General features: G+C 67.9%; 30 protein-coding genes. 22 read left to right on the top strand and 8 right to left on the bottom strand.

Translation table 11 applies throughout. The annotated features are described in order from the left end of the window. A complete protein-coding gene (gene mtrA, locus G3T37_RS05605) occupies positions 1 to 681 on the bottom strand; it encodes an MtrAB system response regulator MtrA (RefSeq protein WP_163472431.1) in 681 nt (226 codons plus the stop codon). 112 nt (positions 682 to 793) lie between these two features. On the opposite strand from mtrA, the gene G3T37_RS05610 reads away from it, so the two are divergent. From G3T37_RS05610 to aqpZ, 6 genes are all read left to right on the top strand, one after another. Beyond that, entirely contained in the window at positions 794 to 1,951 is a 1,158-nt protein-coding gene (locus G3T37_RS05610; protein ID WP_163472432.1) for a glycerophosphoryl diester phosphodiesterase membrane domain-containing protein, read from the top strand. After that, complete coding sequence (locus tag G3T37_RS05615) at positions 1,942 to 2,595, top strand: DUF4129 domain-containing protein (protein ID WP_163472433.1); 654 nt, start codon at positions 1,942 to 1,944, stop codon at positions 2,593 to 2,595. Before G3T37_RS05610 ends, G3T37_RS05615 begins: the two co-directional genes overlap by 10 nt. Continuing rightward, entirely contained in the window at positions 2,592 to 3,809 is a 1,218-nt protein-coding gene (locus G3T37_RS05620) for a DUF4350 domain-containing protein (protein WP_163472434.1), read from the top strand. The genes G3T37_RS05615 and G3T37_RS05620 overlap by 4 nt, the downstream gene beginning before the upstream one ends. 57 nt (positions 3,810 to 3,866) lie before the next feature. Then, positions 3,867 to 4,823 (top strand): AAA family ATPase, encoded by a 957-nt coding sequence (locus tag G3T37_RS05625; RefSeq protein WP_163472435.1) that lies wholly within the window; start codon positions 3,867 to 3,869, stop codon positions 4,821 to 4,823. A 19-nt stretch (positions 4,824 to 4,842) separates the two neighbouring features. Continuing rightward, complete coding sequence (locus tag G3T37_RS05630; RefSeq protein ID WP_163472436.1) at positions 4,843 to 6,135, top strand: DUF58 domain-containing protein; 1,293 nt, start codon at positions 4,843 to 4,845, stop codon at positions 6,133 to 6,135. A 113-nt stretch (positions 6,136 to 6,248) separates the two neighbouring features. Further along, on the top strand, positions 6,249 to 6,971 hold the full coding sequence (aqpZ, locus tag G3T37_RS05635; protein WP_163472437.1) for an aquaporin Z: 723 nt from the start codon (positions 6,249 to 6,251) through the stop codon (positions 6,969 to 6,971). Here the strand turns inward: aqpZ and G3T37_RS05640 are convergent. Both G3T37_RS05640 and G3T37_RS05645 read right to left on the bottom strand, forming a co-directional pair. Beyond that, entirely contained in the window at positions 6,968 to 8,335 is a 1,368-nt protein-coding gene (locus tag G3T37_RS05640) for an MFS transporter (protein ID WP_241732101.1), read from the bottom strand. The two genes, aqpZ and G3T37_RS05640, sit on opposite strands and share 4 nt — an antisense overlap. Further along, complete coding sequence (locus tag G3T37_RS05645; protein WP_163472438.1) at positions 8,332 to 9,327, bottom strand: stage II sporulation protein M; 996 nt, start codon at positions 9,325 to 9,327, stop codon at positions 8,332 to 8,334. The genes G3T37_RS05640 and G3T37_RS05645 overlap by 4 nt, the downstream gene beginning before the upstream one ends. A 16-nt stretch (positions 9,328 to 9,343) precedes the next feature. On the opposite strand from G3T37_RS05645, the gene G3T37_RS05650 reads away from it, so the two are divergent. Further along, a complete protein-coding gene (locus G3T37_RS05650) occupies positions 9,344 to 10,204 on the top strand; it encodes an RDD family protein (RefSeq protein ID WP_163472439.1) in 861 nt (286 codons plus the stop codon). Between the two features lie 86 nt (positions 10,205 to 10,290). Here the strand turns inward: G3T37_RS05650 and ahcY are convergent, their stop codons facing one another. Next, positions 10,291 to 11,745 carry an adenosylhomocysteinase gene (ahcY, locus tag G3T37_RS05655; RefSeq protein WP_163472440.1) on the bottom strand — a complete coding sequence of 485 codons (1,455 nt, stop codon included), beginning with the start codon at positions 11,743 to 11,745 and terminating at the stop codon, positions 10,291 to 10,293. Positions 11,746 to 11,874: 129 nt separating this feature from the next. On the opposite strand from ahcY, the gene G3T37_RS05660 reads away from it, so the two are divergent. Then, entirely contained in the window at positions 11,875 to 12,231 is a 357-nt protein-coding gene (locus tag G3T37_RS05660) for a DUF4190 domain-containing protein (RefSeq protein WP_163472441.1), read from the top strand. Positions 12,232 to 12,241: 10 nt separating this feature from the next. On the opposite strand, the gene G3T37_RS05665 is transcribed toward G3T37_RS05660, so the two are convergent. Then, positions 12,242 to 12,754 carry a macro domain-containing protein gene (locus G3T37_RS05665; RefSeq protein ID WP_163472442.1) on the bottom strand — a complete coding sequence of 171 codons (513 nt, stop codon included), beginning with the start codon at positions 12,752 to 12,754 and terminating at the stop codon, positions 12,242 to 12,244. Between the two features lie 351 nt (positions 12,755 to 13,105). On the opposite strand from G3T37_RS05665, the gene G3T37_RS05670 reads away from it, so the two are divergent. The 12 genes from G3T37_RS05670 to G3T37_RS05725 all read left to right on the top strand — a co-directional run bounded on the left by G3T37_RS05670 (position 13,106) and on the right by G3T37_RS05725 (position 22,379). Next, entirely contained in the window at positions 13,106 to 13,468 is a 363-nt protein-coding gene (locus G3T37_RS05670) for a hypothetical protein (protein WP_163472443.1), read from the top strand. 374 nt (positions 13,469 to 13,842) lie between these two features. Beyond that, a complete protein-coding gene (locus G3T37_RS05675) occupies positions 13,843 to 14,274 on the top strand; it encodes a hypothetical protein (protein WP_163472444.1) in 432 nt (143 codons plus the stop codon). Positions 14,275 to 14,303: 29 nt separating this feature from the next. Beyond that, positions 14,304 to 14,876, top strand: a complete 573-nt coding sequence (locus G3T37_RS05680; RefSeq protein ID WP_163472445.1) for a YajG family lipoprotein — start codon at positions 14,304 to 14,306, stop codon at positions 14,874 to 14,876. A gap of 347 nt (positions 14,877 to 15,223) precedes the next feature. After that, positions 15,224 to 15,688 carry a hypothetical protein gene (locus tag G3T37_RS05685; protein ID WP_163472446.1) on the top strand — a complete coding sequence of 155 codons (465 nt, stop codon included), beginning with the start codon at positions 15,224 to 15,226 and terminating at the stop codon, positions 15,686 to 15,688. Continuing rightward, positions 15,682 to 16,299 (top strand): hypothetical protein, encoded by a 618-nt coding sequence (locus G3T37_RS05690; RefSeq protein ID WP_163472447.1) that lies wholly within the window; start codon positions 15,682 to 15,684, stop codon positions 16,297 to 16,299. Before G3T37_RS05685 ends, G3T37_RS05690 begins: the two co-directional genes overlap by 7 nt. A gap of 423 nt (positions 16,300 to 16,722) precedes the next feature. Further along, on the top strand, positions 16,723 to 17,310 hold the full coding sequence (locus tag G3T37_RS05695) for a hypothetical protein (protein ID WP_163472448.1): 588 nt from the start codon (positions 16,723 to 16,725) through the stop codon (positions 17,308 to 17,310). 194 nt (positions 17,311 to 17,504) lie between these two features. Beyond that, positions 17,505 to 18,113: a PKD domain-containing protein gene (locus tag G3T37_RS05700; RefSeq protein ID WP_163472449.1), complete on the top strand. Its 609-nt coding sequence runs from the start codon at positions 17,505 to 17,507 to the stop codon at positions 18,111 to 18,113. Continuing rightward, a complete protein-coding gene (locus G3T37_RS05705; RefSeq protein ID WP_163472450.1) occupies positions 18,107 to 18,730 on the top strand; it encodes a hypothetical protein in 624 nt (207 codons plus the stop codon). The genes G3T37_RS05700 and G3T37_RS05705 overlap by 7 nt, the downstream gene beginning before the upstream one ends. Positions 18,731 to 18,990: 260 nt before the next feature. After that, a complete protein-coding gene (locus G3T37_RS05710) occupies positions 18,991 to 19,545 on the top strand; it encodes a hypothetical protein (RefSeq protein WP_163472451.1) in 555 nt (184 codons plus the stop codon). 176 nt (positions 19,546 to 19,721) lie between these two features. Then, entirely contained in the window at positions 19,722 to 20,162 is a 441-nt protein-coding gene (locus tag G3T37_RS05715) for a hypothetical protein (protein ID WP_163472452.1), read from the top strand. A gap of 170 nt (positions 20,163 to 20,332) precedes the next feature. Beyond that, positions 20,333 to 20,968 (top strand): hypothetical protein, encoded by a 636-nt coding sequence (locus tag G3T37_RS05720; RefSeq protein ID WP_163472453.1) that lies wholly within the window; start codon positions 20,333 to 20,335, stop codon positions 20,966 to 20,968. A gap of 871 nt (positions 20,969 to 21,839) precedes the next feature. Continuing rightward, positions 21,840 to 22,379 carry a hypothetical protein gene (locus G3T37_RS05725; protein ID WP_163472454.1) on the top strand — a complete coding sequence of 180 codons (540 nt, stop codon included), beginning with the start codon at positions 21,840 to 21,842 and terminating at the stop codon, positions 22,377 to 22,379. Here the strand turns inward: G3T37_RS05725 and G3T37_RS15435 are convergent. Next, positions 22,376 to 22,492 (bottom strand): SHOCT domain-containing protein, encoded by a 117-nt coding sequence (locus tag G3T37_RS15435; protein ID WP_479682637.1) that lies wholly within the window; start codon positions 22,490 to 22,492, stop codon positions 22,376 to 22,378. The two genes, G3T37_RS05725 and G3T37_RS15435, sit on opposite strands and share 4 nt — an antisense overlap. A 333-nt stretch (positions 22,493 to 22,825) precedes the next feature. Between G3T37_RS15435 and G3T37_RS05735 the strand changes: the two genes are divergently transcribed. Continuing rightward, positions 22,826 to 23,032 (top strand): hypothetical protein, encoded by a 207-nt coding sequence (locus tag G3T37_RS05735; protein WP_163472456.1) that lies wholly within the window; start codon positions 22,826 to 22,828, stop codon positions 23,030 to 23,032. Between the two features lie 307 nt (positions 23,033 to 23,339). On the opposite strand, the gene G3T37_RS05740 is transcribed toward G3T37_RS05735, so the two are convergent. Both G3T37_RS05740 and G3T37_RS05745 read right to left on the bottom strand, forming a co-directional pair. Then, positions 23,340 to 24,134 carry a hypothetical protein gene (locus G3T37_RS05740; RefSeq protein WP_163472457.1) on the bottom strand — a complete coding sequence of 265 codons (795 nt, stop codon included), beginning with the start codon at positions 24,132 to 24,134 and terminating at the stop codon, positions 23,340 to 23,342. Continuing rightward, a complete protein-coding gene (locus G3T37_RS05745) occupies positions 24,131 to 24,643 on the bottom strand; it encodes a sigma-70 family RNA polymerase sigma factor (RefSeq protein WP_163472458.1) in 513 nt (170 codons plus the stop codon). Before G3T37_RS05745 ends, G3T37_RS05740 begins: the two co-directional genes overlap by 4 nt. 252 nt (positions 24,644 to 24,895) lie before the next feature. On the opposite strand from G3T37_RS05745, the gene G3T37_RS05750 reads away from it, so the two are divergent. Next, entirely contained in the window at positions 24,896 to 25,282 is a 387-nt protein-coding gene (locus G3T37_RS05750) for a prepilin-type N-terminal cleavage/methylation domain-containing protein (protein WP_163472459.1), read from the top strand. The last annotated feature ends 1 nt before the right edge of the window (position 25,283 follow it).

The following is a 25,283-nucleotide window of genomic DNA, read 5'->3' on the forward strand; positions in this document are numbered from 1 at the left end:
CTACGAGGCTGTTCCCGCGCGGTAGCCGACGCCGCGGACGGTCATCACGATGCGCGGGTTGTCCGGGTCGTGCTCGACCTTGGCGCGCAGTCGCTGAACGTGCACGTTGACGAGGCGCGTGTCTGCCTTGTAGTGATAGCCCCAGACCTGCTCGAGCAGCATCTCGCGGGTGAACACCTGCTGCGGCTTCACCGCGAGCGCGAGCAGCAGCTCGAACTCGAGCGGCGTGAGGTTGATGCGCGTGCCGCCGCGCCGCACCTCGTGGCCGGCGACGTCGAGCGTGAGGTCGCCGATGTGCAGCACGTCGGCGGAGGTCTGCGGGGTGGGGCGAAGGCGGGTGCGGATGCGCGCCACGAGCTCCTTCGGATTGAACGGCTTCACCACGTAGTCATCGGCACCGCTCTCGAGCCCGCGAACCACGTCTGAGGTGTCGCTCTTCGCGGTCAGCATGATGATGGGCACGCCCGACTCCTGGCGGATGCGCGCGCACACCTCGATGCCGTCGATGCCCGGCAGCATGAGGTCGAGCAGAACGAGGTCGGGGTCGGCGGACCGGAAGGCGGCGACCGCCTCGGAGCCATCGGAGCAGAAGATCGGCTCGAACTCTTCCGCGCGCAACACGATGCCGATCATCTCAGCGAGCGCAGTGTCATCATCGACAACGAGAATTCGAGCGTTCATAGTCCTCTATGTATGACGGTATCCCCAGAGTGTGAGGAGCTTTCGCACAACAGTAGTCGAGTGTGAAAGCATATCCCCGAGAGCTGACTGTCGAAGCAGTGCCACTGAGGGGATGACCGTGTCAGACAACAACGAGTGGCAGTCGCCGGGGGGCCTGCCGCAGCCGTCACCGGAGAGCCGACCGGCTCCGCAGTGGGGCGAGATCGCGCCGGGACAGTGGGCACCACCGCCGCGCCCCGGGCTGATCCCCCTGCACCCGCTGGGCCTCGGCGACATCCTCGGCGGCGCGTTCCGCGTGCTGCGGCGCAACCCTCGGCCGGTCGTGGGGGCTGCGCTGGTCATCCGCGGCATCGTCGCCGTGCTGACGATCGCGCTCATGGGCCTCTTCACCTACTACGGCCTCGCGGGCGCGATCGACGCGACCGGGAGCGGGTACTCGCAGCTGGTCATCGGCCAGCAGGTGCAGTCCGCCGCGAGTTCGGTGTTCACTGCCATCCTCGGGCTGGTGGCGGATGCGGTGCTCCAGGGCATCGTCACCCTCGAGGTGGCGCGCGGCACCCTGGGCGAGAAGCTGCCGCTGCGAGAGCTGTGGGCGAGGGCCCGTGGTCGGGTGGGGGCGCTCGTCGGCTGGAGCGTGCTCGTCGGTGCGGTGATCATCGTCGCCGTTCTCATCGTCGCCGGGCTCATCGCCCTGCTCGCCATCACCGGTGGCGCGGCCGGAGTGGCGTTCGCGGTGCTGCTGGCTCTGCTGTTCGGCGCCGCGGCGGTCGCGCTGTTCGCGTGGCTCGGCACCCGACTGCTGTTCGTGCCGAGCGCCATCCTCCTCGAACGCCTGCCCATCCGGGCCGCGGTCGTGCGGTCGTGGACGCTGACGCGCGGCTACTTCTGGCGCACCCTCGGCATCGAGCTGCTCGTCTCGCTGATCGTCTCGGTCGCGTCGGCCATCGTGCTCACCCCGTTCACGCTCATCCTCGGGATCATCGTCGCGATCTCGGTGCCCGCCAGCGCGGCACCGAATATCACCGCGAGCTTCCCGGTCTTCGCGGCGACGACCGCGATCTCCGCGCTCGTCTCCGCGATCACGGCCATCATCGCGGTGTCGGCCACCTCCCTTCTCTACATCGACCTGCGCATGCGCAAAGAGGGCCTCGACCTGGAGCTGGTGCGGTTCGTGGAGGCACGCCAGACCGGCACCGAGCTCCCCGACCCCTACCTGCCCCTCCTGTCGGCGCCGCCGACCGCGACCACGACGGAGTCGCCTTGGGGCTGATCCTGGCGCTGACTCCACCGCTCGACCCCTCGGCCGCGGAAGCACGGCGGCTTCTCCTGCTCGAGCTGTCGAAGCCGGAGTATCAAGCGGGTCGGGAGACACTCGCCGAAATGATCATGAGGTGGATCCAGGCCTGGCTCGCCTCCCTGATGCTGCAGTTCAACCCGGGCAGCGGCTCCGGGGCACTCGGCCCGATCCTCCTCGTCGTCATCGTCGCCGCACTCGCGATCGTCGCCCTGCTCGTCTTCGGCCGACCGCGGCTGCGGAGGCGAAGTGCCGACGCGGGGGCGCTCTTCGGCGAGGATGACCGGCGCGACTCCGCCGCCCTGCGCGAGGCCGCCCTCCTCGCCGCCGACGCCGGCGACTACGCCCTCGCGATCGAGGAGGGCTTCCGCGCGATCGCTAGGGGCCTTGCCGAGCGGTCCATCGTCTCCACCTTCCCCGGCACGACCGCGGCGTCGTTCGCGCGATCCGCGGGCGACGCGCTCCCCGAGCTCGCGGCCCGGTTCCAGGCGGCCGGCACCGTCTTCGACGGGGTGCGCTACCTCGATCATCCGGGCACGGCGACGGGCTGGGAGCAGGTGCGCGACCTCGAACGCGACGCGCGCGCCGCGAAGCCCAGGCTGGTGACCACCTCCGCATGAGTCTCGACCTCGACCCCCGCACGCGTCCGTCCGGGCCGAGCGTCGTCGCGACCCCGCGCCTTCGCACGATCGGGCGACGGTTGCGCTTCTGGGGGGTTCTGCTCGCCGTCCTGGGCATCGTGACCGCGCTCGTGATCGCGATCGGCGGCATCCCGACGACGGGACCGACGCTCTCCGCGGCGAACGCCGATGGCAACGGTGCGAAGGCGCTCATCGAGGTGCTGCGCCAGAACGGCGTGCACGTCTCGACGCCGACCACGCTCGCGGCGGCCGAGCGCGCGGTCGCCGCCGCGCCGGGTACCACGACTCTCGCGATCATCGACGAGTACGGTCGACTCGACCGTGCGCGGCTCGGTGCGTTGACCGCGGGTGCAGCCGAGATCGTGCTCGTGGACCCCGACGACGCGCTGCTGGGAGCTCTCGCACCGGAGGTCTTCGAGGCCGGCGTCGTTCCGTCGAGGCTGCGCGCGGACTGCGGCCTCCGCCCCGTGCAGCGCGCGGGCACCGTGAGCGCCAACACCACCATGTACGGGTACACCGTCGATGGCACGGTGGCGAGCGAGAAGTGTCTGGGCAGCGGGGGCGGCGTCTACTCGCTGATCCGGCTCGCCGAGAACGGCACGCCGACGACCGTGCTGGGCACGGGGAGCGCCCTTCGCAACGACACGATCGCGGTGGAGGGCGACGCCGCGCTCGGGCTCGGCGTGTTCGGTGCGCACCCCAATCTCGTCTGGTTCCGGCCCGCGCACGCCGAGGGGGCGACCCCGAACGCAACCGGTCCCGTCGCTCCTCCCCTGCCCGGCTGGGTCGGGCTCATCGAGCTGCTCGCGATCGTCGTGCTCGCGGCCGCGATCGCGTGGCGGGGGCGCCGATTCGGTCCGCTCGTCATCGAACGGATGCCCGCCGTGGTGCGCGCGAGCGAGACCATGGAGGGGCGCGCGCGGCTGTATGCGCGGTCATCCGATCGCCTGCACGCGCTCGACGCACTTCGCATCGGCAGCGTGGGTCGGCTCGCGGTGCTGTGCGGACTTCCTCACACCGCGACCGTCGAGGACATCATCGGCAGCGTGTGCGCGCTCACCGGGCGGTCGCGCGACGAGGTCAGGGGAATCCTGCTCGATGACGTGCCCCGCACCGACCGCCAGCTCGTGCAGATGTCGGACGCGCTCGTCGCGCTGGAGCGCGAGGTCGACGCTGCCGCACGACCCAGCTGACACCCCTGACTCGACCGACCGAACCGTATGAACAGTGACAGAGAAGAGAATGGCCGAATGACCGACACCGAACTCCGCGAGTCCTTCTCGCGCGTCCGCTCCGAAGTCGCGAAGGCGGTGGTGGGGCAGGATGCGGCCGTCACCGGTCTGATGATCGCGCTCCTGTCGGGCGGCCACGTGCTGTTGGAGGGCGTCCCGGGCGTCGCCAAGACCCTGCTCATCCGCACCCTCGGCCGCACTCTCTCGCTCGACTCCAAGCGCGTGCAGTTCACTCCCGATCTCATGCCCGGTGACGTCACCGGCTCGCTCGTCTACGACGCGAAGGCGGGCGAGTTCGAGTTTCGCGCGGGACCGGTGTTCACGAACATCCTGCTCGCCGACGAGATCAACCGCACGCCGCCGAAGACGCAGTCCGCGCTGCTGGAGGCGATGGAGGAGCGTCAGGTCTCGGTCGACGGAGAGACCCGACCGCTTCCCGTGCCCTTCCTCGTTGCCGCGACCATGAACCCCGTCGAGTACGAGGGCACCTACACGCTGCCGGAAGCCCAGCTCGACCGCTTCCTCATGAAGCTCATCCTGGATCTGCCGCCGCGCGACGCCGAGGTCGAGGTGCTGCGTCGCCACGCGGAGGGGTTCAACCCGCGCGATCTCTCCGCCGCGGGAGTCGCCCCCGTGCTCGACGCCGGCCTGCTCGCCGCGGCGCAGGCCGCCGTCGCCCGGGTGGGGGCGAGTCTCGACGTGATCGGCTATGCCGTCGATGTGGCCCGGGCGACACGCCAGAGCCCCTCGGTGAAGCTCGGGGTGAGCCCGCGCGGCACGACCGCCCTGCTGGCCGCCGCCAAGTCGTGGGCGTGGCTGAACGGCTTCGACGCGATCACCCCCGACCACGTGCAGGCGATGGCGCTCCCCGTGCTGAGGCACCGCATCCAGCTGCGGCCGGAGGCGGAACTCGAGGGCGTGTCGGCCGACACCATCCTCCGAGCAATCCTGCAGCAGGTGCAGGTGCCGATCTGATCATGAGAGCGGTGCGCTGATGGCCGTCTCCGGACGCCTCGTCCTCCTCGTCGCGATCGGGGCGATCCCGATCGTGGTGATCGGCGCGCCCATCGTGCTCGTGGCCTGGATCGCTCTCGCGATCCTGCTCGTCGTTCTCGATCTCATCCTCGCGGGGTCGCCCCGCGCGGTCAGTGTGCAGCGCGATCCCCCCTCACGCGTGCGACTGGGCGACACGGTGCGCGCCGACGCGCTCGTGACGAATCGCGGGCGCCGACGCATCCGCGGGGTGATCCGGGATGCGTGGCAACCGTCCGCGGGGGCGACCGTGCGTCGCGTGCGGGTCGACATCCCCAGCGGCGAGACGCGCACGGTGTCGACCCCGTTGACGCCGTTCCGTCGGGGCGAGCGATCCTCGGCGGCGCTCACGATCCGCTCCTTCGGCCCCCTCGGCCTCGCGGCTCGACAGGCGAGCATCGTCGCCCCGGGCGCGATTCGGGTGCTTCCCGCCTTCGCCTCACGCAAGCACCTGCCGTCGCGACTCGCGCGGCTTCGCGAGCTGGATGGCCGCACCTCCGTCATGATCCGCGGCCAGGGCACCGAGTTCGACAGCCTGCGCGAGTACGTGCGCGGAGACGATGTGCGCTCCATCGACTGGCGCGCAACCGCGCGACGCTCCGGCCTCGTGGTGCGCACCTGGCGCCCCGAGCGCGACCGACGCGTCGTCGTCGTGATCGACAGCGGACGCACCTCCGCCGCCCGCATCGACCGCGAGCCGCGCATCGACACCGCGTTCGAGTCGACGCTCCTCCTCGCGGCGCTGGCCTCCCGGGCGGGTGACCGGGTCGACGTCGTCGTGTTCGATCGCCGCGTGCGCGGGCGCGTGCAGGGGTTCTCGGGCGCGGAGCTGATGTCGACCCTCGTCGACACCATGTCTCCGATCGAACCAGAACTCATCGAGATGGACTGGACCGCGGTGCCCGCCCTCGTGCGCTCGATCACCTCCCAGCGGGCGCTCGTCGTGCTCGCGACGTCGATCGATGCGCCGGGCTCGTCCAGGGGACTGCTCTCGGTGCTGCCCGAGCTGGCCCGCAAGCACATGGTGGTCGTGGCGTCGGTCACTGACCCGTCTGTTCTGGATGCCGCCGCCGACCACACCGACGCGGAGGCGGTGTATCGCGCCGCTGCCGCTGAACGCGCGCTGCTCGACATCACGCGGGTCTCCGCGGCGATCCGGCAGCTCGGCGCCGACGTGGTGACCGGCGCACCCGCGGCCCTGCCACCGGCCCTGGCCGATCGCTACCTCGCGCTCAAGGCGGCCGGGCGGCTGTGAACGACCGGCCGCGGGGACGTCACATTCCCGCAGCCGATTCGCGGCTCGCCGCGCGCTCCCGATAGCGTGGGGTCGACCACCGCTCAGCCCCCTCCCAGAAAAGGCTCCTGACCATGGCAGAATCCCCCGTCACCCCCGCTCTCCTCCCCCGCCTCATCGCGGAGGTGTTCGGCACCTTCCTGCTCGTCTTCGCCGTGATCGGCACCGCGCTGTACTCCTCGAGCAACACGGGCTACCTGGGAGTCGCGCTCGCCGTCGGTCTCGCCGTCATCGCCGGCGCCTACTCCGTCGGCTCCATCTCGGGGGGCCACTTCAACCCCGCCGTCACCCTCGGGGTCGCGGTGGCGGGCCGCATGCTGTGGAAGGACGTGCTGCCGTACATCGTGGCGCAGATCGTCGGTGGCGCCGTCTCCTCCACCCTCCTCTTCGCGATCGCCGCGGGCGGCCCCGCCGGCTTCCTCGCGAAGGCGCAAGCCGGTGGCTTCGCGTCCAATGGTTTCGGCGCGCACTCCCCCGGCGGGTTCGGGCTGGTGTCGGTGATCCTCGTCGAGGTCGTGCTCACCGCGCTGTTCCTCTGGGTGATCCTCGGGGTCACCGCGCCGGGATCGACCACCCCCGGATTCGCCCCGCTCGCGATCGGGCTCACGCTCACGGCGATCCACCTCGTCGCCATCCCCGTCAGCAACGCCTCGGTCAACCCGGCACGCTCCATCGCGACCGCAATCTACGGTGGGCCGGATGCCCTCGCGCAGCTCTGGGTGTTCCTCGTGGCCCCGCTAGTGGGCGCGCTCATCGCGGGTGCCAGCTACAAGGCGCTGTTCGCGCGCAAGGCCTAGTCAGCGCTCGGGGCGGGATCGCTGGGCCCGGGGCCTTCGGGCGTGGGCTCGCCCGGTGCACCGGACTCGGGCTCGGGCGTGACCTGAGCCTGGGCATCCAGTTCGGTGGGCAGCACGCGCATGCCGGTGAGCGGCGAGAACAGCACGAACACCGCGGCACCGAGGCCGCCGGCGAAGGCGATCCAGAGGGTTGGCACGAGGCCGATTCCGCCGGCGATCGCGCCGCTGATCAGGGCGGCGATCGGCATGACGCCCCAGACGAAACAGCGGATGGAGGCGTTCATGCGCCCGAGCAGCCGCGGCGGACACAGGCGCTGACGCATGGTGACCTGCGTGATGTTGTAGACGAGCACCATGAAGCCGGTCACGAACTCCCCCGCCGACAGCACGACCACCGCGGCGGGGCCGTGCAGGAGAGAGGCCACCGGCACGAGGATGAACACCAGACCGTAGGCGATGGCGGAGACGACGATCACCCGCCCCTCCCCGATCCAGCGCGCCAGTCGCGGCGTGGCGACCGCGCCGAGCAGTCCGCCCACGGCGCCCGCGGAGAGCGTGATGCCGAAGCCGAGCGAGCCGATGCCAAGCTCCCGCAGGGCGTACAGCGGGTAGATGGTCTGCGCAAGGGTCGAGAAGAAGTTGGACGTGGCCGTCGTGGCGGAGATGCTCCGGATGAGCGGCTGGCCCCACACGAACCGCACTCCATCGGCGATCTCCCGGTGCAGCGGCTGTCGGAGGGTGGGGTCGGCCGGCACTTCGTGGTCGCGCACCCGCAGCAGACTCAGCACCGACACGAGATAGCTGATCGCGTCGGCGATCAGCAGCACCGGCGCGCTCACCACCGTGAGGAGCGCGCCCGCGAGACCGGGCCCGCCGATGCGCGCGACCTGCGCGGTGGCCTCGAGCGTCGAATTGGCCGAGCCCACCTGGGTCGGCTGCACGAGCAGCGGGATGTAGCTCTGGTACGAGACGTCGAAGAACACGGAGGCGACGCCCACGATCGCGACGATCACGATGAGGTGCCAGATCTGCAGCACGCCCGCGAACCACAGGATCGGCACGAGGGCGAGCGCGACCGCGCGCACGACGTCGGCGAGGATGAGCACGCGCCGCTTCATCCAACGGTCGACCCAGGCGCCCGCCGGCAGACCCACGATGAGGAAGGCAGCCGTGGAGGCGGCGCCCAGCACGCCCATCTGCCAGGCGACGGCGTGCAGGAGGGTGACGGCGAGCACCGGCACCGCGAGGCCGGTGAACTGCTCGCCGAACACGCTGACCGTCTGGCCGCCCCACAGCCACAGGAACGAGGGACTGCGGCGCACCGACGCGGCCGGCGCGCCGGGCATCCCCTGCGGCGAACTCATGCCGCCGTCAACTGACGGGCACCCGCCTCGAACTCGTCGAGGTCGCCGGTCTCGCCCGCGCGCGCCGCGCGACGACCGAGCACCCACTGATAGGCGAGAACGAGCAGCAGCGCGATCGTGCCGAGGCCGATCTTGACCGGCCACGGCCACTCCTGGCGGGTGATGAAGCCCTCGATGAAGCCGGACATCGCGAGCATGATCATGAGTCCCGCGACGATCGTGAACAGGGAGCGGCCCGCGTCGGCGAGCGCGACCGCACGCGTGCGCGGGCCGGGCGCGATCCACGCCCAGGCGATCATGAGGCCGGTCGCCACCGCGACGAAGATGCTGTACAGCTCCAACTGGCCGTGCGGTGCGATGTAGAGGAAGAAGTGGTCGAGGTGGTGGTAGCGCGCCATGATCGCGCCGGCCATGCCGACGTTCATCGCGTTGCCCACGGCGACGTAGACCGGCCACGCCCCGGTGATGCCGAAGGCGACGCTCTGCGTCGCGATCCAGGCGTTGTTCGTCCACACCTGGCCCGCGAACGCCGGCGAGGGGTGAGCCGAGTAGTAGCCGACGAACCGTTGATTGGCGTACTCCCGGAGCTGCGCATCGGTGCCGTACTGCAGCAGGGCGGTCGGGTTCGAGCTGAGCCAGAAACCCCAGAGCACAGCGATCGCGGCGCTGCCGACCGCAACGACGAGGGTGAGCCAGCGCACCCGGTAGAGCGCCGCGGGAAGCTGCAGCAGGAAGAAGCGGGGAAGCCCGGCGAGGACGTTGGTGCGGACGCCGGTGAAGCGCAGGCGGGCGCGGCTGAGGGTGATGGAGAGGCGATCGCCGATGATCGAGGCGCCCGCCGTGGTGCGGATCGCGGAGAGGTCACTTGCGCCGGACTGGTAGCGGTCGATCAGGCGATCGGCGTCGGCGCCGGAGAGCCGACGCTGGCGGGTGACGCGGGCAAGGTCATCCCATTCATCGCTGTGAGCGGCGGAGTACGCATCGAGGTCCATCTGGTTAAATCATGACATGGCATCAGGTCCGGCGGGCAGCGAGACTGCACAGCACGACGACGACGTCGTGGTCACCGGAGAGGCGGTCGCGCTCGACCTGCGACCGACGCCGTTCGTGCTCGCAGCGGCGGGGGCGATCATCGACGTGCTGCTCTATCTGATCGGCGGACTCGCGCTCGTCTTCCTCGTGCTCGTTCCCGTGTCGCGCGGGCCGCTCGGGCAGGACTCCGCCGCGTCCTCGGCGATCACCCTCGGCCTGACAGTGCTGGTCCTCGTGGTGGCCCCCATCGCGGTGGAGACGCTCTCGCACGGCAAATCGCTGGGCCGCCTCGCGGTGGGTGCGCGCATCGTGCGTGACGACGGGGGCGCGATCGGCTTCCGGCACGCGGCGATCCGCGGGCTCGTCGCGGTGCTCGACTTCTACCTCACGCTCGGCGGGTTCGCCGCGATCGTGGGGCTCCTCAACGGCCGGTCGAAGCGGCTGGGCGATATCCTCGCCGGCACCTACAGCCAGTACGAGCGGGCGCTCGGCCAGCCCGCGCCCGTCTACGGGGTGCCGCTGCAGCTGCAGGAGTGGGCCGCGACCGCCGACGTCGCCAGGATGCCCGACCGCCTCGGTCGCCGCATCGCCCAGTTCCTCCGCCAGGCGCCCAAGATGACGCCCGCGACGCGCGTGCGGTTGGCCCGCCAGCTCGCGGTGGAGGCATCGCCGTGGGTGTCCCCGCTGCCCGACTCCGACCCGGAGCTCTTCGTCGCCGCAGTCGGAGCGATTCGGCGCGACCGCGAATTCTCGGCCCTGCAACTGGAGCGTCGACGCCTCGACACGCTCGATCCGACACTGAGCGGCCTGCCGCACGGGTTTCCCGACCGCGGCTGAGGCGGCGCTGTGGCCCGGGTCATCGCGCGGGGCGGGTGCTGGGATGACCGTGCCGGGCGTGGGGCCGAGGCACGGTCATCCGCGGATCAGTAGCGGTAGTGGTCGACCTTGTACGGGCCCTCGACCGGCACCCCGATGTAGTCGGCCTGCTGCGGCGTGAGGGTGGTGAGCTTGACGCCCAGCGCATCGAGGTGGAGGCGCGCGACCTTCTCGTCGAGGTGCTTCGGCAGCACGAACACCTCGGTGGTGTAGTTCTCGCGGTGCGCCCATAGCTCGATCTGCGCGAGCACCTGGTTGGTGAACGAGTTGCTCATCACGAAGGACGGGTGGCCGGTCGCGTTGCCGAGGTTCATGAGCCGACCCTCGGAGAGGATGAGCACGCTGCGCCCGGAGGGCAGGCGCCACTCGTGGACCTGCGGCTTGATCTCCACCTTGACCGCGCCCGGCAGCTTCTCGAGCGAGGCCATGTCGATCTCGTTGTCGAAGTGCCCCACGTTCGCGACGATCGCGAGGTGCTTCATGCCGAGGAGGTGCTCGACGGTGATGACGTTCTCGTTGCCGGTGCCCGTCACGACGATGTCGACCTCGCCCAGCACGTCTTCGAGGGTGGTGACCTGGTAGCCGTCCATCGCGGCCTGCAGCGCGCAGATCGGGTCGACCTCGCTCACGATCACCCGCGCACCCTGGCCGCGCAGGGCCTCGGCCGCGCCCTTGCCCACGTCGCCGTACCCCGCGACGAACGCGACCTTGCCGCCGATGAGCACGTCGGTCGCACGGTTGATGCCGTCGGGCAGGGAGTGACGGATGCCGTACTTGTTGTCGAACTTCGACTTGGTGACGGAGTCGTTGACGTTGATGGCGGGGAACAGCAGCTCCCCCGACTTCGCGAGCTCGTAGAGACGGTGCACCCCCGTCGTCGTCTCCTCGGTGACGCCCTGGATCTCGGCGGCGATGCGCGTCCAGCGGTCGGGGCTCGCGGCGAGGGAGCGGCGCAGCACGTTCAGGATGACGCCGTACTCGTGACTGTCGGTCTCGAGGGTCTCCGGCACCGCCTTCGCGAGCTCGAACTCGCGGCCCTTGTGCACGAGCAGGGTGGCGTCGCCGCCGTCATCGAGGATCATGTTGGGGCCGAGCTCGCCCTCGTCCGACCAGTCGAAGATCTGCTCGGTGCACGACCAGTACTCCTCCAGCGTCTCGCCCTTCCACGCGAACACCGGGACGCCCGCGGGCGCCTCCGGCGTGCCGGTGGGCCCGACCGCGATCGCCGCCGCCGCCTCGTCCTGGGTGGAGAAGATGTTGCAGCTCGCCCAGCGCACCCGCGCGCCGAGCGCGACGAGCGTCTCGATCAGCACCGCGGTCTGCACCGTCATGTGCAGCGAGCCCGCGATGCGGGCGCCCGCGAGCGGCTTCGACTCGCCGAATTCGGCGCGGAGAGCCATCAGGCCGGGCATCTCGTTCTCGGCGAGCCGGATCTGGTGGCGGCCGGCCTCGGCGAGCTGGATGTCGGCGACGCGGAAGGAAAGGGTGGTTGCGGTTGGCATGGCTCCATTGTCGCAGGCCGCGGGTGGGAGAGAGGCGTGAGGCGGGCATCCGTCGCCAGCGATTCGACCCTCTATGCTGAGGGGCACTCGCTGTTAGCCGACTACCCCGCAGTCTCGGAGGGCACCGCTATGACCGTCGTTCCACCCGGCCCCGACCAGCCGAACCCGCAGCCGCAGAACCCCTACATTCAGGCGCAGCCCGTCTACCTGGTCGCTCAGCCGAAAGGGCTCAGCGTGACGAGCCTCGTGCTGGGACTCGTCTCCATCTTCTTCGGCTTCACCTTCTTCGTGCCGCTCACCGGGCTCATCCTCGGCATTCTCGGTGTTCGGCGGGAGCCCGCGGGGCGGGGAATGGCGATCGCCGGGTCGGTCCTCAGCGGCATCATGCTGCTCGGGTGGGTGATCGTCGCCGGGTTCTTCGTGCTGTTCTGGCTCGGGCTGGCGGGCGCGACCGGTGCCGCGGTGCTCAACTCACCGAGCCAGTAGGGCTGCGCGGTCAGCGCGCGAGCGCGTCGCGGAGGACTCGTTCGTCGGCGGCGCTGTGGGCGACGAGCGTGATGGTGCGGAGCGACGTGGAGGGGTGGGCGGTCATCCACTGGCGTATCGCGCCGACCGCGACACCGGCCGCCGCCTGCGCCGGATACCCGTAGGCACCGGTCGAGATCGCCGGGAAGGCGATGGACGTCATTCCCTCGGCGAGGTCGAGGCTGTGGCGGTAGCAGTCGGCGAGCAGTTCGGCCGCTCGATGGGGTTCGTGCTCGCGGTACACGGGGCCGACGGTGTGGATGATCATCCGTGCGGTCGCGATGCCGAACGCCGCGGTGCTCTTGGCCTCGCCCACTCGCGCACCTCCCAAGCTGCGGCAGGCCGCCAGCAGCTGTGGTCCCGCGGCCCTGTGAATGGCGCCATCGACCCCGCCCCCACCGAGCAGGCTGGGGTTCGCCGCGTTCACGATCGCGTCGGCGGGAAACCGCGTGATGTCACCCAGGTGAACGGTGAGATCGGTCATGACACGCACTCTAAGCCCGGTCGTCGTCTCCTCCCCAGCCCTGCCTGTTGATAATTCCGGCCTCGAGGCGGCGATACTGCCTACCGTGCTGGGATGCCGCCGCACCGCAGACCAGTCCCGGCCCTGATCGTTTCTCTCCTCATCGTCGCGATGGTGGCCGGATGCACCGACGCACCTCCCCGGCCCCTGCACCTGTCTCCCCCGCCGACGCACAGCAGCCCACCCACGACAACTGCGGCTGAGCCGCCTTTACCCCGCCAGCTCCCCGTCTCGGTCGCGAGTACTGATGCCGAGGTGCTGACCGCGGCGACGAATGCATACACGGGGTATGTGCTGGCCGCGGAGAGATTGATGCACGGTAGCGACACAGACCTGCAGACTCTGCGCGACTGGACCACAACGAAGTTCGGCGACTCCGAGATCGAGGGAACGCGGGCCTGGCTCGCGAAGGGGAAGCGGCTTGTCGGCGCCTCCGTCGTGTCCGACTTCCACTTGCTGGATCGGCAGAACAAGGGAGGGGTCGTCATCGCCGTCGTCTTCAGTTGCGTCGACCTCAGCCGCACTCGCGTCGTCACTAGGACTAGTCAGCAGGCGGCGACACCTAGCGACACATCCAAGTTGACCATGCAGGTCAGCCTCCGCCAATCGCATCCGGGCGTCGCGCAACTTGCGGTCGATAGGGTTGTCGCTCTAGCGAAGGTGGACCGGTGCTAGGGCTCGCAATCGGTGTCGCTCTGCTTCTTGGCCACCAATCGATCAGCACTGGCGCGCAACCCGACCGAGGCCAATCCTGCGGCGTTCGTGCGTCCATCGAACGGGAATGCAAGGTGACGGCGCGGAAGCAATCCGCAGCGGTCAGTCTGAGCCTCACGGTTCTGGAGCGGCGACGAGCCCATCCGTCATCATCGCCGGCGCACGTCGCGGTCGTTGAGGATGCACCCCTCGCGTCGTGGCGAACCACTGAGTTCAGCGACAAGCCGCGATGCCTTCCCACCAAGGGCAGCACAAGTCGTAAGCCGCTGAAATGCCCCTACCCCACCTTGACCATCAAGGATCTCGCCATATTCAAACCTCAAGCCGGAATCGCAATGTCCGAACCCGGCTGGTGGGCGGCCCTCAACCTACCCGCGAACTTCTATGCGCTCACCCCGTCCGAGATTCAGAAGGGAGTGTTGAAGAAGTTCGACGTCGAAGTCCACTTCTACCCGGTCGCCTGGCATTGGGACTACGGCGACGGAACGACCACCACCACCACGGCCCCCGGCGCGAGCTGGGCGGCCCAGGGTCTCCCCGATCTGACCACCACACCCACCAGCCACCGCTACCGAGAACGCGGCACGGTGATTGCCACGCTCACCGTCGACATGGCCGCCGAATACCGATTCGACAACGGCGACTGGATACCCGTCTCAGGCACGATCGCGGTGCACCCACCAGCCATCCACCTTCGGATCTACAGCGTGCACACCGTGCTCGTAAACCCCAACTGCCCACCCGACCCGAGAGGAACCGGATGCTGAACCCTCACCGCAAACACACTCGCGCCATCGTGGGCGGCATCCTCGCGAGCATCCTCCTCGCCGGCTGCTCCGACGCACCACCCCGGCCCCTGCACCTGACGCCCGCGCCAACCCACACTGCCGAGCAGCAAGTCCCGCCAGCGCCGCGCGAAATATCGCTCAGGAGCACGGACTCCGAAGTGCTCGCTTCAGCAACGGCGGCATTCTCGGGATACGTTGCGGCGAGCGATCAGCTTTCAGCGAATCCCCACTTGGGCCTGCGCACATTGGCGCCTTGGGTTACCCACGACATGTACCTCGCAGAGAGCGCCGACTTCGACCGGTCGGTTAAATCCGGAGAGCGACTCGTCGGCGCGACAAGACTCAGCCAGTTCGTTGTGCAGGGAAAGCCCCGCCAGATGGGAACAGAGCTACTCGTAAACCTCTTTGTTTGCATGGATATCTCTGACGTGGCCCATGTCGGGGCATCGGGAGAGAAACTCCCGCGGACGGGCCCGCTCGTGACATTTGTGGTGCGCGTCGTACTCGCTCAGAGCCCTGCGACGGCGCATCGTCTCGCGGTCAAGGAGGTGGACGGATGGGCACGGGCCGATCATTGTTAGTCGCAGTACTCCTAGCAATATCGACTCACTTTATTAGCGCGCCGTCGCGCGCGGACGCGAGTAGCGCAATCAGCCCCTGCAACAGGACCGAATGGCAGTCTGGATCCTGTTCCGTCAAGGGAACGCTGACGGGCGACCATGTCGCGCTCGACGCAGCGATGCATTCGAATGCAACGTCTTACGGTCCGCGAGCGCAGCCAGCGCACCCAGCCCCGAGCGCCCCACTCGCCGATGAAATGGTGCCCTATAAATGGGGGCTCTGTCTGCCCAAGCAATACTCGGGACACGCGATTCCAGTGAAGTGCCCGGCCAAAAAACCGAAGGCCCGCACCGTCACACTGCACGACTTGGCGACCTTCAAACCCGAGGCGGGCATCGCGATGTCCGAACCCGGGTGGTCGGCAGCGCTCAACCTGCCCGCCAACTTTTACGCCCTCACCCCCTCCGAGATCGAGAAGGGCACGCTTCTCAGGAAAACCGCCGAGGTCCACTTCTACCCGGTCGCCTGGCATTGGAACTACGGCGACGGCACCACCACGACGTATTCCAGTCCCGGCGCGAGCTGGGCCGCCCAGGGTCTCCCCGATCTGACTACCACCCCCACCAGCCACCGCTATCAACACCGGGGAAGCGTCACCGCCACGCTCACCGTCGACATGGCCGCCGAATACCGATTCGACAACGGCGAGTGGATCCGTGTCTCAGGAACAATCGCAGTGCATCCCGCGCCGATTCACCTTCGGATCTACAGCGTGCACACCGTGCTCGTGAACCCCGACTGCCCACCCGACCCGCGAGGAACCGGATGCTGAGCCGATCCAACGCGACCGCGGCCGCCTTGCTACTCACGCTCGCCCTGCTATTGCAGGGATGCACCGACGCACCACCTCGCCCTCTGCATTTGACACCCGCGGCGACGCACACCATTGCATCCGCGACGACCGCGGCTGAGCCGCCTTTGCCTCGCCAGCTCCCGGTGTCGGTGGCGAGTACCGATGCCGAGGTGCTCGCGGCGGCGACGAATGCGTACACGGGGTATGTGCTGGCCGCGGAGAGACTGATGCACGGTAGCGACACAGACCTGCAGATTCTGCGCGACTGGACCACAACGAAGTTCGGCGACTCCGAGATCGAGGGAACGCGGGCGTGGCTCGCGAAGGGGAAGCGGCTTGTCGGCGCCTCCGTCGTGTCCGACTTCCACTTGCTGGATCGGCAAAGCAAGGGAGGTGTCGTCATTGCCGTCGTCTTCAGTTGCGTCGACCTCAGCCACACTCGCGTCGTCACTAAGACTGTCCAGCCAACGGCGAGACCCAGCGACACAACCAAGTTGACAATGCAGGTCAGCGTCCGCCAGTCGCAGCCGGGCGTTGCGCGACTTGCGGTCGATGGCGTCGTCGCTCTGGCAAAGGTAGACCGGTGCTAGGCCTCGCAATCGGTGTCGCTCTGCTTCTCGGCCATCAATCGATCAGTGCTGGCGCGCAACCCGACCGAGGTTCATCCTGCGGCGTTCGTGCGTCCATAGAACGGGAATGCAAGGTAACGGCGCGAAAGCAATCCGCAGCGGTCAGTCTGAGCCTGACGGTCCTCGAGCGGCGACGAGCGCATCCAACACCCCTGCCAGTCCCGGCGCGAGCTGGGCCGCCCAGGGTCTCCCCGAAGTGACCACTACGCCCACCAGCCACCGCTATCGACACCGCGGAGCCGTCAGCGGAACGCTCACAGTGCATCCACCATCCGTCCGCCTCCGGATCTACAGCGTGCACACCGTTCTCGTAAACCGTGACTGCCCACCCGACCCGAGAGGACCCAGATGCTGAACCCTCACCGCAAACACATTCGCGCCATCGTGTGCGGCATCCTCGCGAGCATCCTCATCGCCGGCTGCTCCGACGCACCTCCCCGGCCCCTGCACCTGTCTCCCCCGCCGACGCACAGCAGCGCGCCCACGACAACTGCGGCTGAGCCGCCACTTCCCCGTCAGATCCCGGTCTCGGTGGCGAGTACTGATGCCGAGGTGCTGGCCGCGGCGACGAATGCGTACACGGGGTATGTCATGCTCGTCGATCGCCTCATGCACCGCACGGAGACGAACCTGGCGCTGGTGCTCGACAGAACGACGCCGGCATTTGGGGCGAGCGACGTGCGAGATGGGAGGGCATGGCTCGCCAAGCCTCAACGACTCATCGGCAACACACTCGTGTCGCACTTCTACCTCATCGACCGGGCCAACAGTCACGGGAGAGTCACTGCCACGCTCATCGCGTGCGTCGACACTACGCAGTCCAAAGTCGTTGACCGCAAAGGCATCACGATCGTCGGAGAATCCGTACAAGACCGGAAGACCTTCCTCATCGAACTGCGTGAGAGAACGACAGGAGTGTCGGAACTCCTCATCGACTCGAACACCGCTGATGCCGTGGTGGATCGTTGCTAGTCGCCGCGCTCGCGCTCGCAGCGGCACTCGGAGCGCACACAATAGTTCCCGTCGCGGTAGACAGAGGAGCCCCGTGCGAGGCATGGGCCTTCCGAACTACATCATGCGACTCAACTGCGCGCGCGACAAAAACTGATGTCCGCATCGAGGTCACCGTTCACAAGTATCGGAAGACCCCGCGTAAAGGGGCACCGGTGCATGTCGCTGTCGTTGAGGATGCACCCCTCGCGTCGTGGCGAACCACTGAGTTCAGCGACAAGCCGCGATGCCTTCCCACCAAGGGCAGCACAAGTCGTAAGCCGCTGAAGTGCCCCTACCCCACCTTGACCCTCAAGGATCTCGCCATATTCAAACCTGAAGCCGGAATCGCAATGTCCGAACCCGGCTGGTGGGCGGCCCTCAACTTACCCGCGAACTTCTACGCCCTCACACCTTCCGAAATCCAGAAGGGAGTGCTGAAGAAATTCGACGTCGAAGTCCACTTCTATCCGGTCGCCTGGCATTGGGATTATGGCGACGGCACCACCACGACCTCTTCCAGTCCCGGCGCGAGCTGGGCCACCCAAGGTCTCCCGGAGCTGACCACCACACCCACCAGCCACCGCTACCGACACCGGGGAGCCGTCACCGCCACGCTCACCGTCGACATGGCCGCCGAATACCGGTTCGACAACGGCGATTGGATACCCGTCAGCGGAACGATCGCGGTGCACCCACCACCCATCCACCTTCGGATCTACAGCGTGCACACCGTGCTTGTAAACCCCGACTTCCCACCCGACGCGAGAGGAACCGGATGCTGAACACTCACCGCAAACACATTCCCGCCATCGTGTGCGGCATCCTCGCGAGCATCCTCATCGCCGGCTGCTCCGACGCACCACCCCGGCCCCTGCACCTGTCGCCCCCGCCGACGCACAGCATCACACCCACGACGAACCCCGCTGAGCCGCCACTCCCCCGCCAGATCCCGGTGTCGGTGGCGAGCACCGACGCAGACGTTTTCGCGGCCGCCGCCGCGGCGTACACCGGGTATGTCAAGGTGGATGAAGAGCTGCTGAAAGACAGCAAACTGCCAGCATCAGCCATGCTCGGGTGGACCACTCCGCAATTTGGCGCGAGCGAGATTCGCGAGGTGTCGAAGAGTCGAGATGCAGGTCGACGCTTGGTCGGCAACTTGTCCGTGTCGGAGTTTCACCTCCTTTCCCGGAAGAACGTGGACGGGAGAGTTCGTGCTGTTCTTTTCGCGTGCGCGGATGCCTCGCATTCGAAGTACCTGGAATCGAATGGGCGAAACGCGAGACCAGCAGATGCGGCCCTCCGAATCGCGGTCAAAGTGGATCTGAGGCAACTCAACGCGGGCTCGGCGAATCTACTCGTGAACGATGTCATTGGCGTGGCGCGGGTGGGCAAGTGTTGACGACCTGGCACGCTTTGGCGGTCGCTGTGATGACAATCCTGCCGACCGCGACGCCCGGACACGAAATGAGCTCGCATTGCGGCTCGTCATGGGTTTATGGGCAGACGTGCGAGATGTCCGCCGTCACGAGAGACAGTGACGTAGCGCTCGATGCAACCGTTCGGAGCGACGAAGCGAAACGACGGTCAACTCGATCCCCTGTGTCCACGTTTGTGAGTGCCACGCCGAAGGCGAAGTCTCCATACGGCGGGAATCGCTGCATGCCCGTCTACCTCCACGGATACACCGGGCCACTGAAGTGCCCTACCCCGACGAAGACGCCGAAGGCTCGCACCGTCACCCTGCACGACTTGGCGACCTTCAAACCCGAGGCGGGCATCGCGATCAGCGAACCCGGGTGGTGGGCAGCGCTCAACCTACCCGCCAACTTCTACGCCCTCACCCCCTCCGAGATCGAGAAGGGCACACTCCTCAAGAAAACCGCCGAGGTTCACTTCTACCCCGTCGCCTGGCATTGGAACTACGGCGACGGCACCACCGCGACCTCTTCCAGTCCTGGCGCGAGCTGGGCCACCCAAGGTCTCCCCGAGCTGACCACCACACCCACCAGTCACCGCTACCGAGAACGCGGCACGGTGACTGCGACGCTCACCGTCGACATGGCCGCCGAATACCGATTCGACAACGGCGACTGGATACCCGTCTCAGGCACCATCGCCGTGCACCCGCCACCCATCCACCTTCGGATCTACCGCGTGCACACCGTGCTCGTGAACCCCGACTGCCCACCCGACCCGAGCGGAACCGGATGCTGAACCCTCACCCCAAACACACTCGCGCCATCCTGTGCGGCATCCTCGCGAGCATCCTCCTCGCCGGCTGCTCCGACGCACCACCCCGGCCCCTACACCTCTCACCCCCGCCGACGCACAGCATCACACGCACGACGAACACCGGTCAGCCGCCACTTCCCCGTCAGATCCGCGTCTCGGTGGCGAGCACTGATGCGGAGGTGCTCGCGGCAGCGACGAATGCGTACACGGGATTCGTCATGATTGAAGACAGATTGCTGCAGAACAGTCGTGAGCCCGCCGGCTCCCTGATGGCGTGGGCCACCCCACAATTCGGCGCGAGTGAACAGCGCGAGTTGCAGAAGGCGCGAAACGCAGGCGAACACCTCGTGGGCAGACTGTATGTCTCAGGGTTCGACCTACTTTCTCGCAAGAATGTGGCGGGAGCGGTTCGAGCAAAGCTGTTCGCTTGCGCGGATGCGACGCACTCGCAGTATCTCGACTCAAACGGTCGAAACGCGCGCAACCCGAAGTCCGCGCTGCGGGTCGCCGTCGAAGTGGACCTTCGACAACTTGTCGTGGGCGCCTCACCCCTTCTCGTGAACGGAGTCGACGGCGTCGCACGGGTGGGCAGATGTTGATGAGATGGCATGCGGTCGTGCTCGCCGCGTTAACACTGGCCCCGATCGCCCTACACACGATCGAGACGAGCCGAACGCGCGCATTCCAGATGACCCGCGGGACCGACTGCCGACCTCACGCCGTGGTCCGAGACCGAGACGTCGCATTGGAGATCTCTGCTCACCGCAAGGTGGGCAAGCAGAACATCCCACGATCATCTGCCCCCAGCATCGTCTCGCCAACACCGATGGCGATCTCGCCCCACCAAAGCACGCTCTGCTTGCCCAAGCACATTGACGTGCCAGCCGATTGCGCGAATAACCCGAAGAAGCCGCAGGCCCGCACTGTCACCCTGCACGACTTGGCGACCTTCAAACCCGAGGCGGGCATCGCGGTCAGCGAACCCGGGTGGTGGGCAGCGCTTAACCTGCCCGCCAACTTTTACGCCCTCACCCCCTCCGAGATCGAGAAGGGCACGCTCCTCAAGAAGCCGGCCGAGGTCCACTTCTATCCGGTCGCTTGGCATTGGAACTACGGCGACGGAACGACCACGACAACCTCGGAACCCGGCGCGAGCTGGGCCGCCCAAGGTCTCCCCGATCTGACCACCACACCCACCAGTCACCGCTACCGAGCACGCGGCACGATCACCGCCACGCTCACAGTCGATATGGCCGCCGAATACCGATTCGACAACGGCGACTGGATACCCGTCTCAGGCACCATCGCCGTGCACCCACCACCCATCCGCCTTCGGATCTACAGCGTGCACACCGTGCTCGTAAACCCCGACTGCCCACCCGACCCGCGAGGACCCGGATGCTGAACCGATCCAACACGACTGCGGCCGCCTTGCTGTTCGCGGTCGCACTGCTTTTGCAAGGATGCACCGACGCACCACCCCGACCCCTGCACCTGACACCCGCGCCAACGCACAGCAACCCACCCGCGACGAACACGGCCGAGCCGCCTCTGCCCCGCCAGATCCCCGTCTCGATTGTGAGCACCGATGCTGAAGTGTTTGCGGCTGCTACTGCTGCTTACTCGGGATATATCAGGCTGGACGAGGAACTCCTGAAAGACCGCAATCTACCCCCGGAAGCAATGCTGCGGTGGACGACTCCCGATTTTGGTGCAAGTGAAATGCGAGAGCTCAGGAGAAGTCGAGCTGCCGGCGGACACTTGGTCGGCAAACTGTTCGTGTCGGGGTTCTACCTGCTCTCTCGACAAAACGCGGGCGGGAAGGTTCGAGCCTTACTGTTCGCGTGCGCGGACGCCTCCCAGTCGCGGTTTCTTGACTCGAATGGACGAAATGCACGCGATCCCAAATCCGCCCTCCGAGTTGCTGTCGAGGTGGACCTTCGACAAATGGCCGCGGGCACCTCGCCCCTCGTGGTGAACGGCGTGGACGGTGTGGCCCGGGTGGGGAAGTGTTGAAAAGGTGGCGCTCAGCCGCGCTGGCGGTGATCACGGTCTTGCCCATCGCAGCTCATCCAGTAGTTGCGGGCGAAGGCTGTGGAACGAATTGGTCTGACGGGGCAGAGTGCGCACCGAAGGCCGTGGCCCGAGACCGAGACGTCGCGCTGGAGATCTCTGTTCATCGCAAGGTGGGCAAACAGACCATCCCACGATCCATTGCCCCCAGCATCGTGAGTGCCACGCCGAAGGCGAAGTCTACATACGGTGGAAATCGGTGCATGCCCGTCTACCTCCACGGATACACCGGTCCACTGAAGTGCCCCGCCCCCACGAAGACGCCGCAGGCCCACACGGTCACCCTGCACGACTTGGCGACCTTCAAACCCGAGGCCGGCATCGCGATGTCCGAACCCGGGTGGTGGGCTGCCCTCAACCTGCCCGCCAACTTTTACGCCCTCACCCCCTCCGAAATCGAGAAGGGCACGCTTCTCAAGAAACCCGCCGAGGTCCACTTTTATCCGGTCGCCTGGCATTGGGACTACGGCGACGGCACAATCACTACCACCTCCGCCCCCGGCGCGAGCTGGGCCGCCCAAGGTCTCCCCGATCTGACCACCACACCCACCAGCCACCGCTACCAACACCGCGGAACCGTCACCGCCACGCTGACCGTCGACATGGCCGCCGAATACCGATTCGACAACGGCGACTGGATACCCGTCTCAGGCACCATCGCCGTGCATCCCTCGCCGATTCACCTCCGGATCTACAGCGTGCACACCGTGCTCGTGAACCCCGATGGCGGGAGCTCCGGCTAGCGGGATCCCGAGCGGTCGAGGGCATCGACGCGCTCGCGGTACTCCTCAGTGGAGAGCTCGCCCGCGGCGTAGCGGCGGTCAAGGACTCCCCGCGGGGAGTCAGGGGCCGGCACCGCGGGAGGCGGGGGAACAGGGCGGACCGGTGAACCCAGACCGAATCCGCGCGCGAGAACGACCACCAGCGCCACCGCCCCGAAAACGAGCAGCGCCAATGCGCTGAGTGCCCAACCGGCACCCCAGCCCATACCGTAGTTGCCCCACATCATGGCGCGTCCTCAACAATCCGGGCGCCACCCGCGGCGCCTCGACAATCGAGAATACGAACGCGAGAAAGACCCGATAAGGGCCTTAAGACCCGCGAGCCTGGTCATCCGGGCCCCCCGAAAACGGGATTCCCGCGCAGCGGCCCCGCGCGTAACGTGGGAGCCGGATGGGGGTCCAGGGGGATGTTCGAAACACTCATGGTGATCGCAGCAGTGGTCATGTTCTTCGCGGTCTGCGCGTTCGGCAACTGGTACACGGCCCGAGAGGATGCCCGGCGCCAGTTCATCAGCGACGACGGCCTGCAGATCGGCTGGATCCCGTCGAAACGCGACCGCGCAATCCTGCGCCGCACCGAGCGCGAGATGCGCGCCGCCGTCCCCAGCAAATAGCCGCACCCACGGGCGACAGCCACTCGGGCACGCTCCCCTCGCGCCGCGTGCGCATCGCGCGCGGTTCACAATGCAGGATGTCGACGCGCTCGTCGCGCGGCGGCCGCCTCGCAGCCGCGAAATAGCTGCGCGCGGCGCGAGCTAGAGCGCGAGATCAAGCCCGAGTAGTCGGGAGCTCCTGCAATGTGAACCGGGAGTGGAACCGGGAGGCGCGGGTTGGGATACGTGAACCGGGAGTGGACCCGAGAGACGCGGGCTGGAATACGTGAACCGGGAGTGGACCCGGGAGAGCGGAGCCGCGCGGGTGCTAGTCAGACCCGGTGGAGGTGGCCGTCGCGGTCGGGGTCGCCGACGGCGTGACGGCGGTGGTCGACGCGCCCGACGAGGTCGACTTGCCCGACTTGCCGGGCGACGCGGGCTTGCCCGTGGTCGTCGGCTTCCCCGTGGTGGTCGGCTTCCCCGTGGTGGTCGGCTTCCCCGTCGTCGCGGGCTTACCGGTCGTCGCCGGCTTGCCCGTCGTGGCGGGCTTGCCCGTCGTCGCCGGCTTGCCCGTGGCTCCGCGCCCGGAGTCCTTGCCCGGCGCACCCGTGCTCGCGCCGGTGGGTGTGTCCGTGGGTGTGTCAGTGGCCGTGTCAGTGGGCGTGCCCGTCGCGGCGCCCCCGATGCCGGACGCACCCGCACCCGTGCCGTCGCCCGCGGCACCCGTCGGTGACGAACTCGGCGTCGTGCCGGCCGTGCCGGTGCCGTTCAGGTGAATCGTCGAGTGGGCCGGCGATCCCGGCCCGGTCGCGACGGCGGGGGCGAACCCCGGAAGCACCGCGGCGATCGCCTGCTGGGCCGCGTGACGAAACTCGGGGCTGGCCGCGGCGGCCGCCGTCGCGCCGAAGCCGACCGTCGCACCCACGATGAGCACCACGACGCCGAACTGACGACCGCTTCGGCGGCGGCGCTCCGGGCGCAGGAGGAGGCGCGCGACATCGAGCGATGGCGTCGGCACCTCGCGCGGCGTCATCGACGAGAGATCGGTGAGGAAGTGCCGCAACTCCTCATCGTGTGACAGCTCGGACTCGCGAAGGATCCGGTCCACGGGCGACATCGTCATAGCTCTCCTCCTCCGCTCGCCGCGACTGAGACGCGCAGCGCGTCGAGCGCGCGACGTTGAAGTTGCTTGATGGCGCCGTGCGACTTGCCGAGCATCCGTGCCGTCTCGTCGATGCTGAGCTCGCCGAAGATGCGGAGCGAGAGCACGTCGCGGTAGTCGGGCGGCAGGGCCAGCAGCCGCGCGCGCACGTCGGAGAGGCGCGTCGACACGATGTCTTCGGGTGAGGGTGCGGTGCGGTCATCCAATTCCGGGTCGAACTCGGAGAGCCGCGGGTTGGTCGAACGTCGGCGATGGTGGTCGACCGCGCGGGCGTGGGCGATGCTGAAAATGAGCGAGCGGATGCCCGCGGAGCCGCCGTCGGACCCCTCGAGGGAGCGGTAGAGGGCCAGGAAGACGTCCTGTGTGACGGCCTCGGGGTCGTCCACCCCCTGCGAACGGAGGTAACCGAGCACCGAGCGGGAGTGCTCCTGATAGGCAGACGTGAAGATGCTGGCTGTCGCTATCGCCACCGCATCCCCCGATCCGTCGCCCGCTGGTCATCGGGCGAAAATCCGAACGGATGCGCCCCACAACCACCTCCTCTATGCTCTCGCACAAGGCACCACGACGACTTGCCCCCGAACTGGGGCCGCGAATCCGGCCGATTGCGCGTAACCCCGTAACCCCGACTGCGATTACGGGGGTGTACATGTATGTCTGTTAGCACCCAAATCCCGTGGGGGTGAATCACAATGTGGCTGCCTCGTCGACTGCGCACCGCATTGACGCGCGCCCTCGATGACCGCGGCTTCACGCTCGTCGAGTCCATCGTCGCGATGTTCCTCCTCCTTCTCCTGGCCGTCTCGCTGCTGCCGGTGCTGATCCAGGGCTTGCGACAGTCGTCGTCCAACGCGGCGCTCGTGAGCGCCACATCGCTCGCCTCGCAGTCGATCGAGGATGCCCGCGCCCAGAAGAGCTGCGCCGCACTCCCGGCCACCAACACCACCACCACGGCGGGTACGGGCACCCAGCTCCAGACGGTGCGCACCGTCGGCTCCTGCCCCGCGAGCTACCCGGGAACGATCGCCGTCACCGTGACCGTCACCCGACTCGACACCAACGTGACCGAGGTGTCCGCGAACACGCTCGTCTACCTGACGGGACCCTGAG

The organism is Galbitalea soli, from assembly GCF_010686725.1.
GTDB lineage: Bacteria > Actinomycetota > Actinomycetes > Actinomycetales > Microbacteriaceae > Galbitalea > Galbitalea soli.

What these genes read in the sequence shown, in the direction of transcription:
- G3T37_RS05645 (WP_163472438.1), bottom strand. Translation starts at nt 9,327, where the DNA reads ATGGACCTCGATGCGTACTCCGCCGCTCACAGCGATGAATGGGATGAC.
- mtrA (WP_163472431.1), bottom strand. Translation starts at nt 681, where the DNA reads ATGAACGCTCGAATTCTCGTTGTCGATGATGACACTGCGCTCGCTGAG.
- G3T37_RS05640 (WP_241732101.1), bottom strand. Translation starts at nt 8,335, where the DNA reads ATGAGTTCGCCGCAGGGGATGCCCGGCGCGCCGGCCGCGTCGGTGCGC.
- G3T37_RS05620 (WP_163472434.1), top strand. Translation starts at nt 2,592, where the DNA reads ATGAGTCTCGACCTCGACCCCCGCACGCGTCCGTCCGGGCCGAGCGTC.
- G3T37_RS05610 (WP_163472432.1), top strand. Translation starts at nt 794, where the DNA reads ATGACCGTGTCAGACAACAACGAGTGGCAGTCGCCGGGGGGCCTGCCG.
- G3T37_RS05735 (WP_163472456.1), top strand. Translation starts at nt 22,826, where the DNA reads ATGTTCGAAACACTCATGGTGATCGCAGCAGTGGTCATGTTCTTCGCG.
- G3T37_RS05625 (WP_163472435.1), top strand. Translation starts at nt 3,867, where the DNA reads ATGACCGACACCGAACTCCGCGAGTCCTTCTCGCGCGTCCGCTCCGAA.
- G3T37_RS05665 (WP_163472442.1), bottom strand. Translation starts at nt 12,754, where the DNA reads ATGACCGATCTCACCGTTCACCTGGGTGACATCACGCGGTTTCCCGCC.
- G3T37_RS05675 (WP_163472444.1), top strand. Translation starts at nt 13,843, where the DNA reads ATGTCCGAACCCGGCTGGTGGGCGGCCCTCAACCTACCCGCGAACTTC.
- G3T37_RS05690 (WP_163472447.1), top strand. Translation starts at nt 15,682, where the DNA reads ATGCTGAGCCGATCCAACGCGACCGCGGCCGCCTTGCTACTCACGCTC.
- G3T37_RS05630 (WP_163472436.1), top strand. Translation starts at nt 4,843, where the DNA reads ATGGCCGTCTCCGGACGCCTCGTCCTCCTCGTCGCGATCGGGGCGATC.
- aqpZ (WP_163472437.1), top strand. Translation starts at nt 6,249, where the DNA reads ATGGCAGAATCCCCCGTCACCCCCGCTCTCCTCCCCCGCCTCATCGCG.
- G3T37_RS05705 (WP_163472450.1), top strand. Translation starts at nt 18,107, where the DNA reads ATGCTGAACACTCACCGCAAACACATTCCCGCCATCGTGTGCGGCATC.
- G3T37_RS05740 (WP_163472457.1), bottom strand. Translation starts at nt 24,134, where the DNA reads ATGACGATGTCGCCCGTGGACCGGATCCTTCGCGAGTCCGAGCTGTCA.
- G3T37_RS05670 (WP_163472443.1), top strand. Translation starts at nt 13,106, where the DNA reads ATGCACGGTAGCGACACAGACCTGCAGACTCTGCGCGACTGGACCACA.
- ahcY (WP_163472440.1), bottom strand. Translation starts at nt 11,745, where the DNA reads ATGCCAACCGCAACCACCCTTTCCTTCCGCGTCGCCGACATCCAGCTC.
- G3T37_RS05710 (WP_163472451.1), top strand. Translation starts at nt 18,991, where the DNA reads ATGCCCGTCTACCTCCACGGATACACCGGGCCACTGAAGTGCCCTACC.
- G3T37_RS05660 (WP_163472441.1), top strand. Translation starts at nt 11,875, where the DNA reads ATGACCGTCGTTCCACCCGGCCCCGACCAGCCGAACCCGCAGCCGCAG.
- G3T37_RS05650 (WP_163472439.1), top strand. Translation starts at nt 9,344, where the DNA reads ATGGCATCAGGTCCGGCGGGCAGCGAGACTGCACAGCACGACGACGAC.
- G3T37_RS05725 (WP_163472454.1), top strand. Translation starts at nt 21,840, where the DNA reads ATGCCCGTCTACCTCCACGGATACACCGGTCCACTGAAGTGCCCCGCC.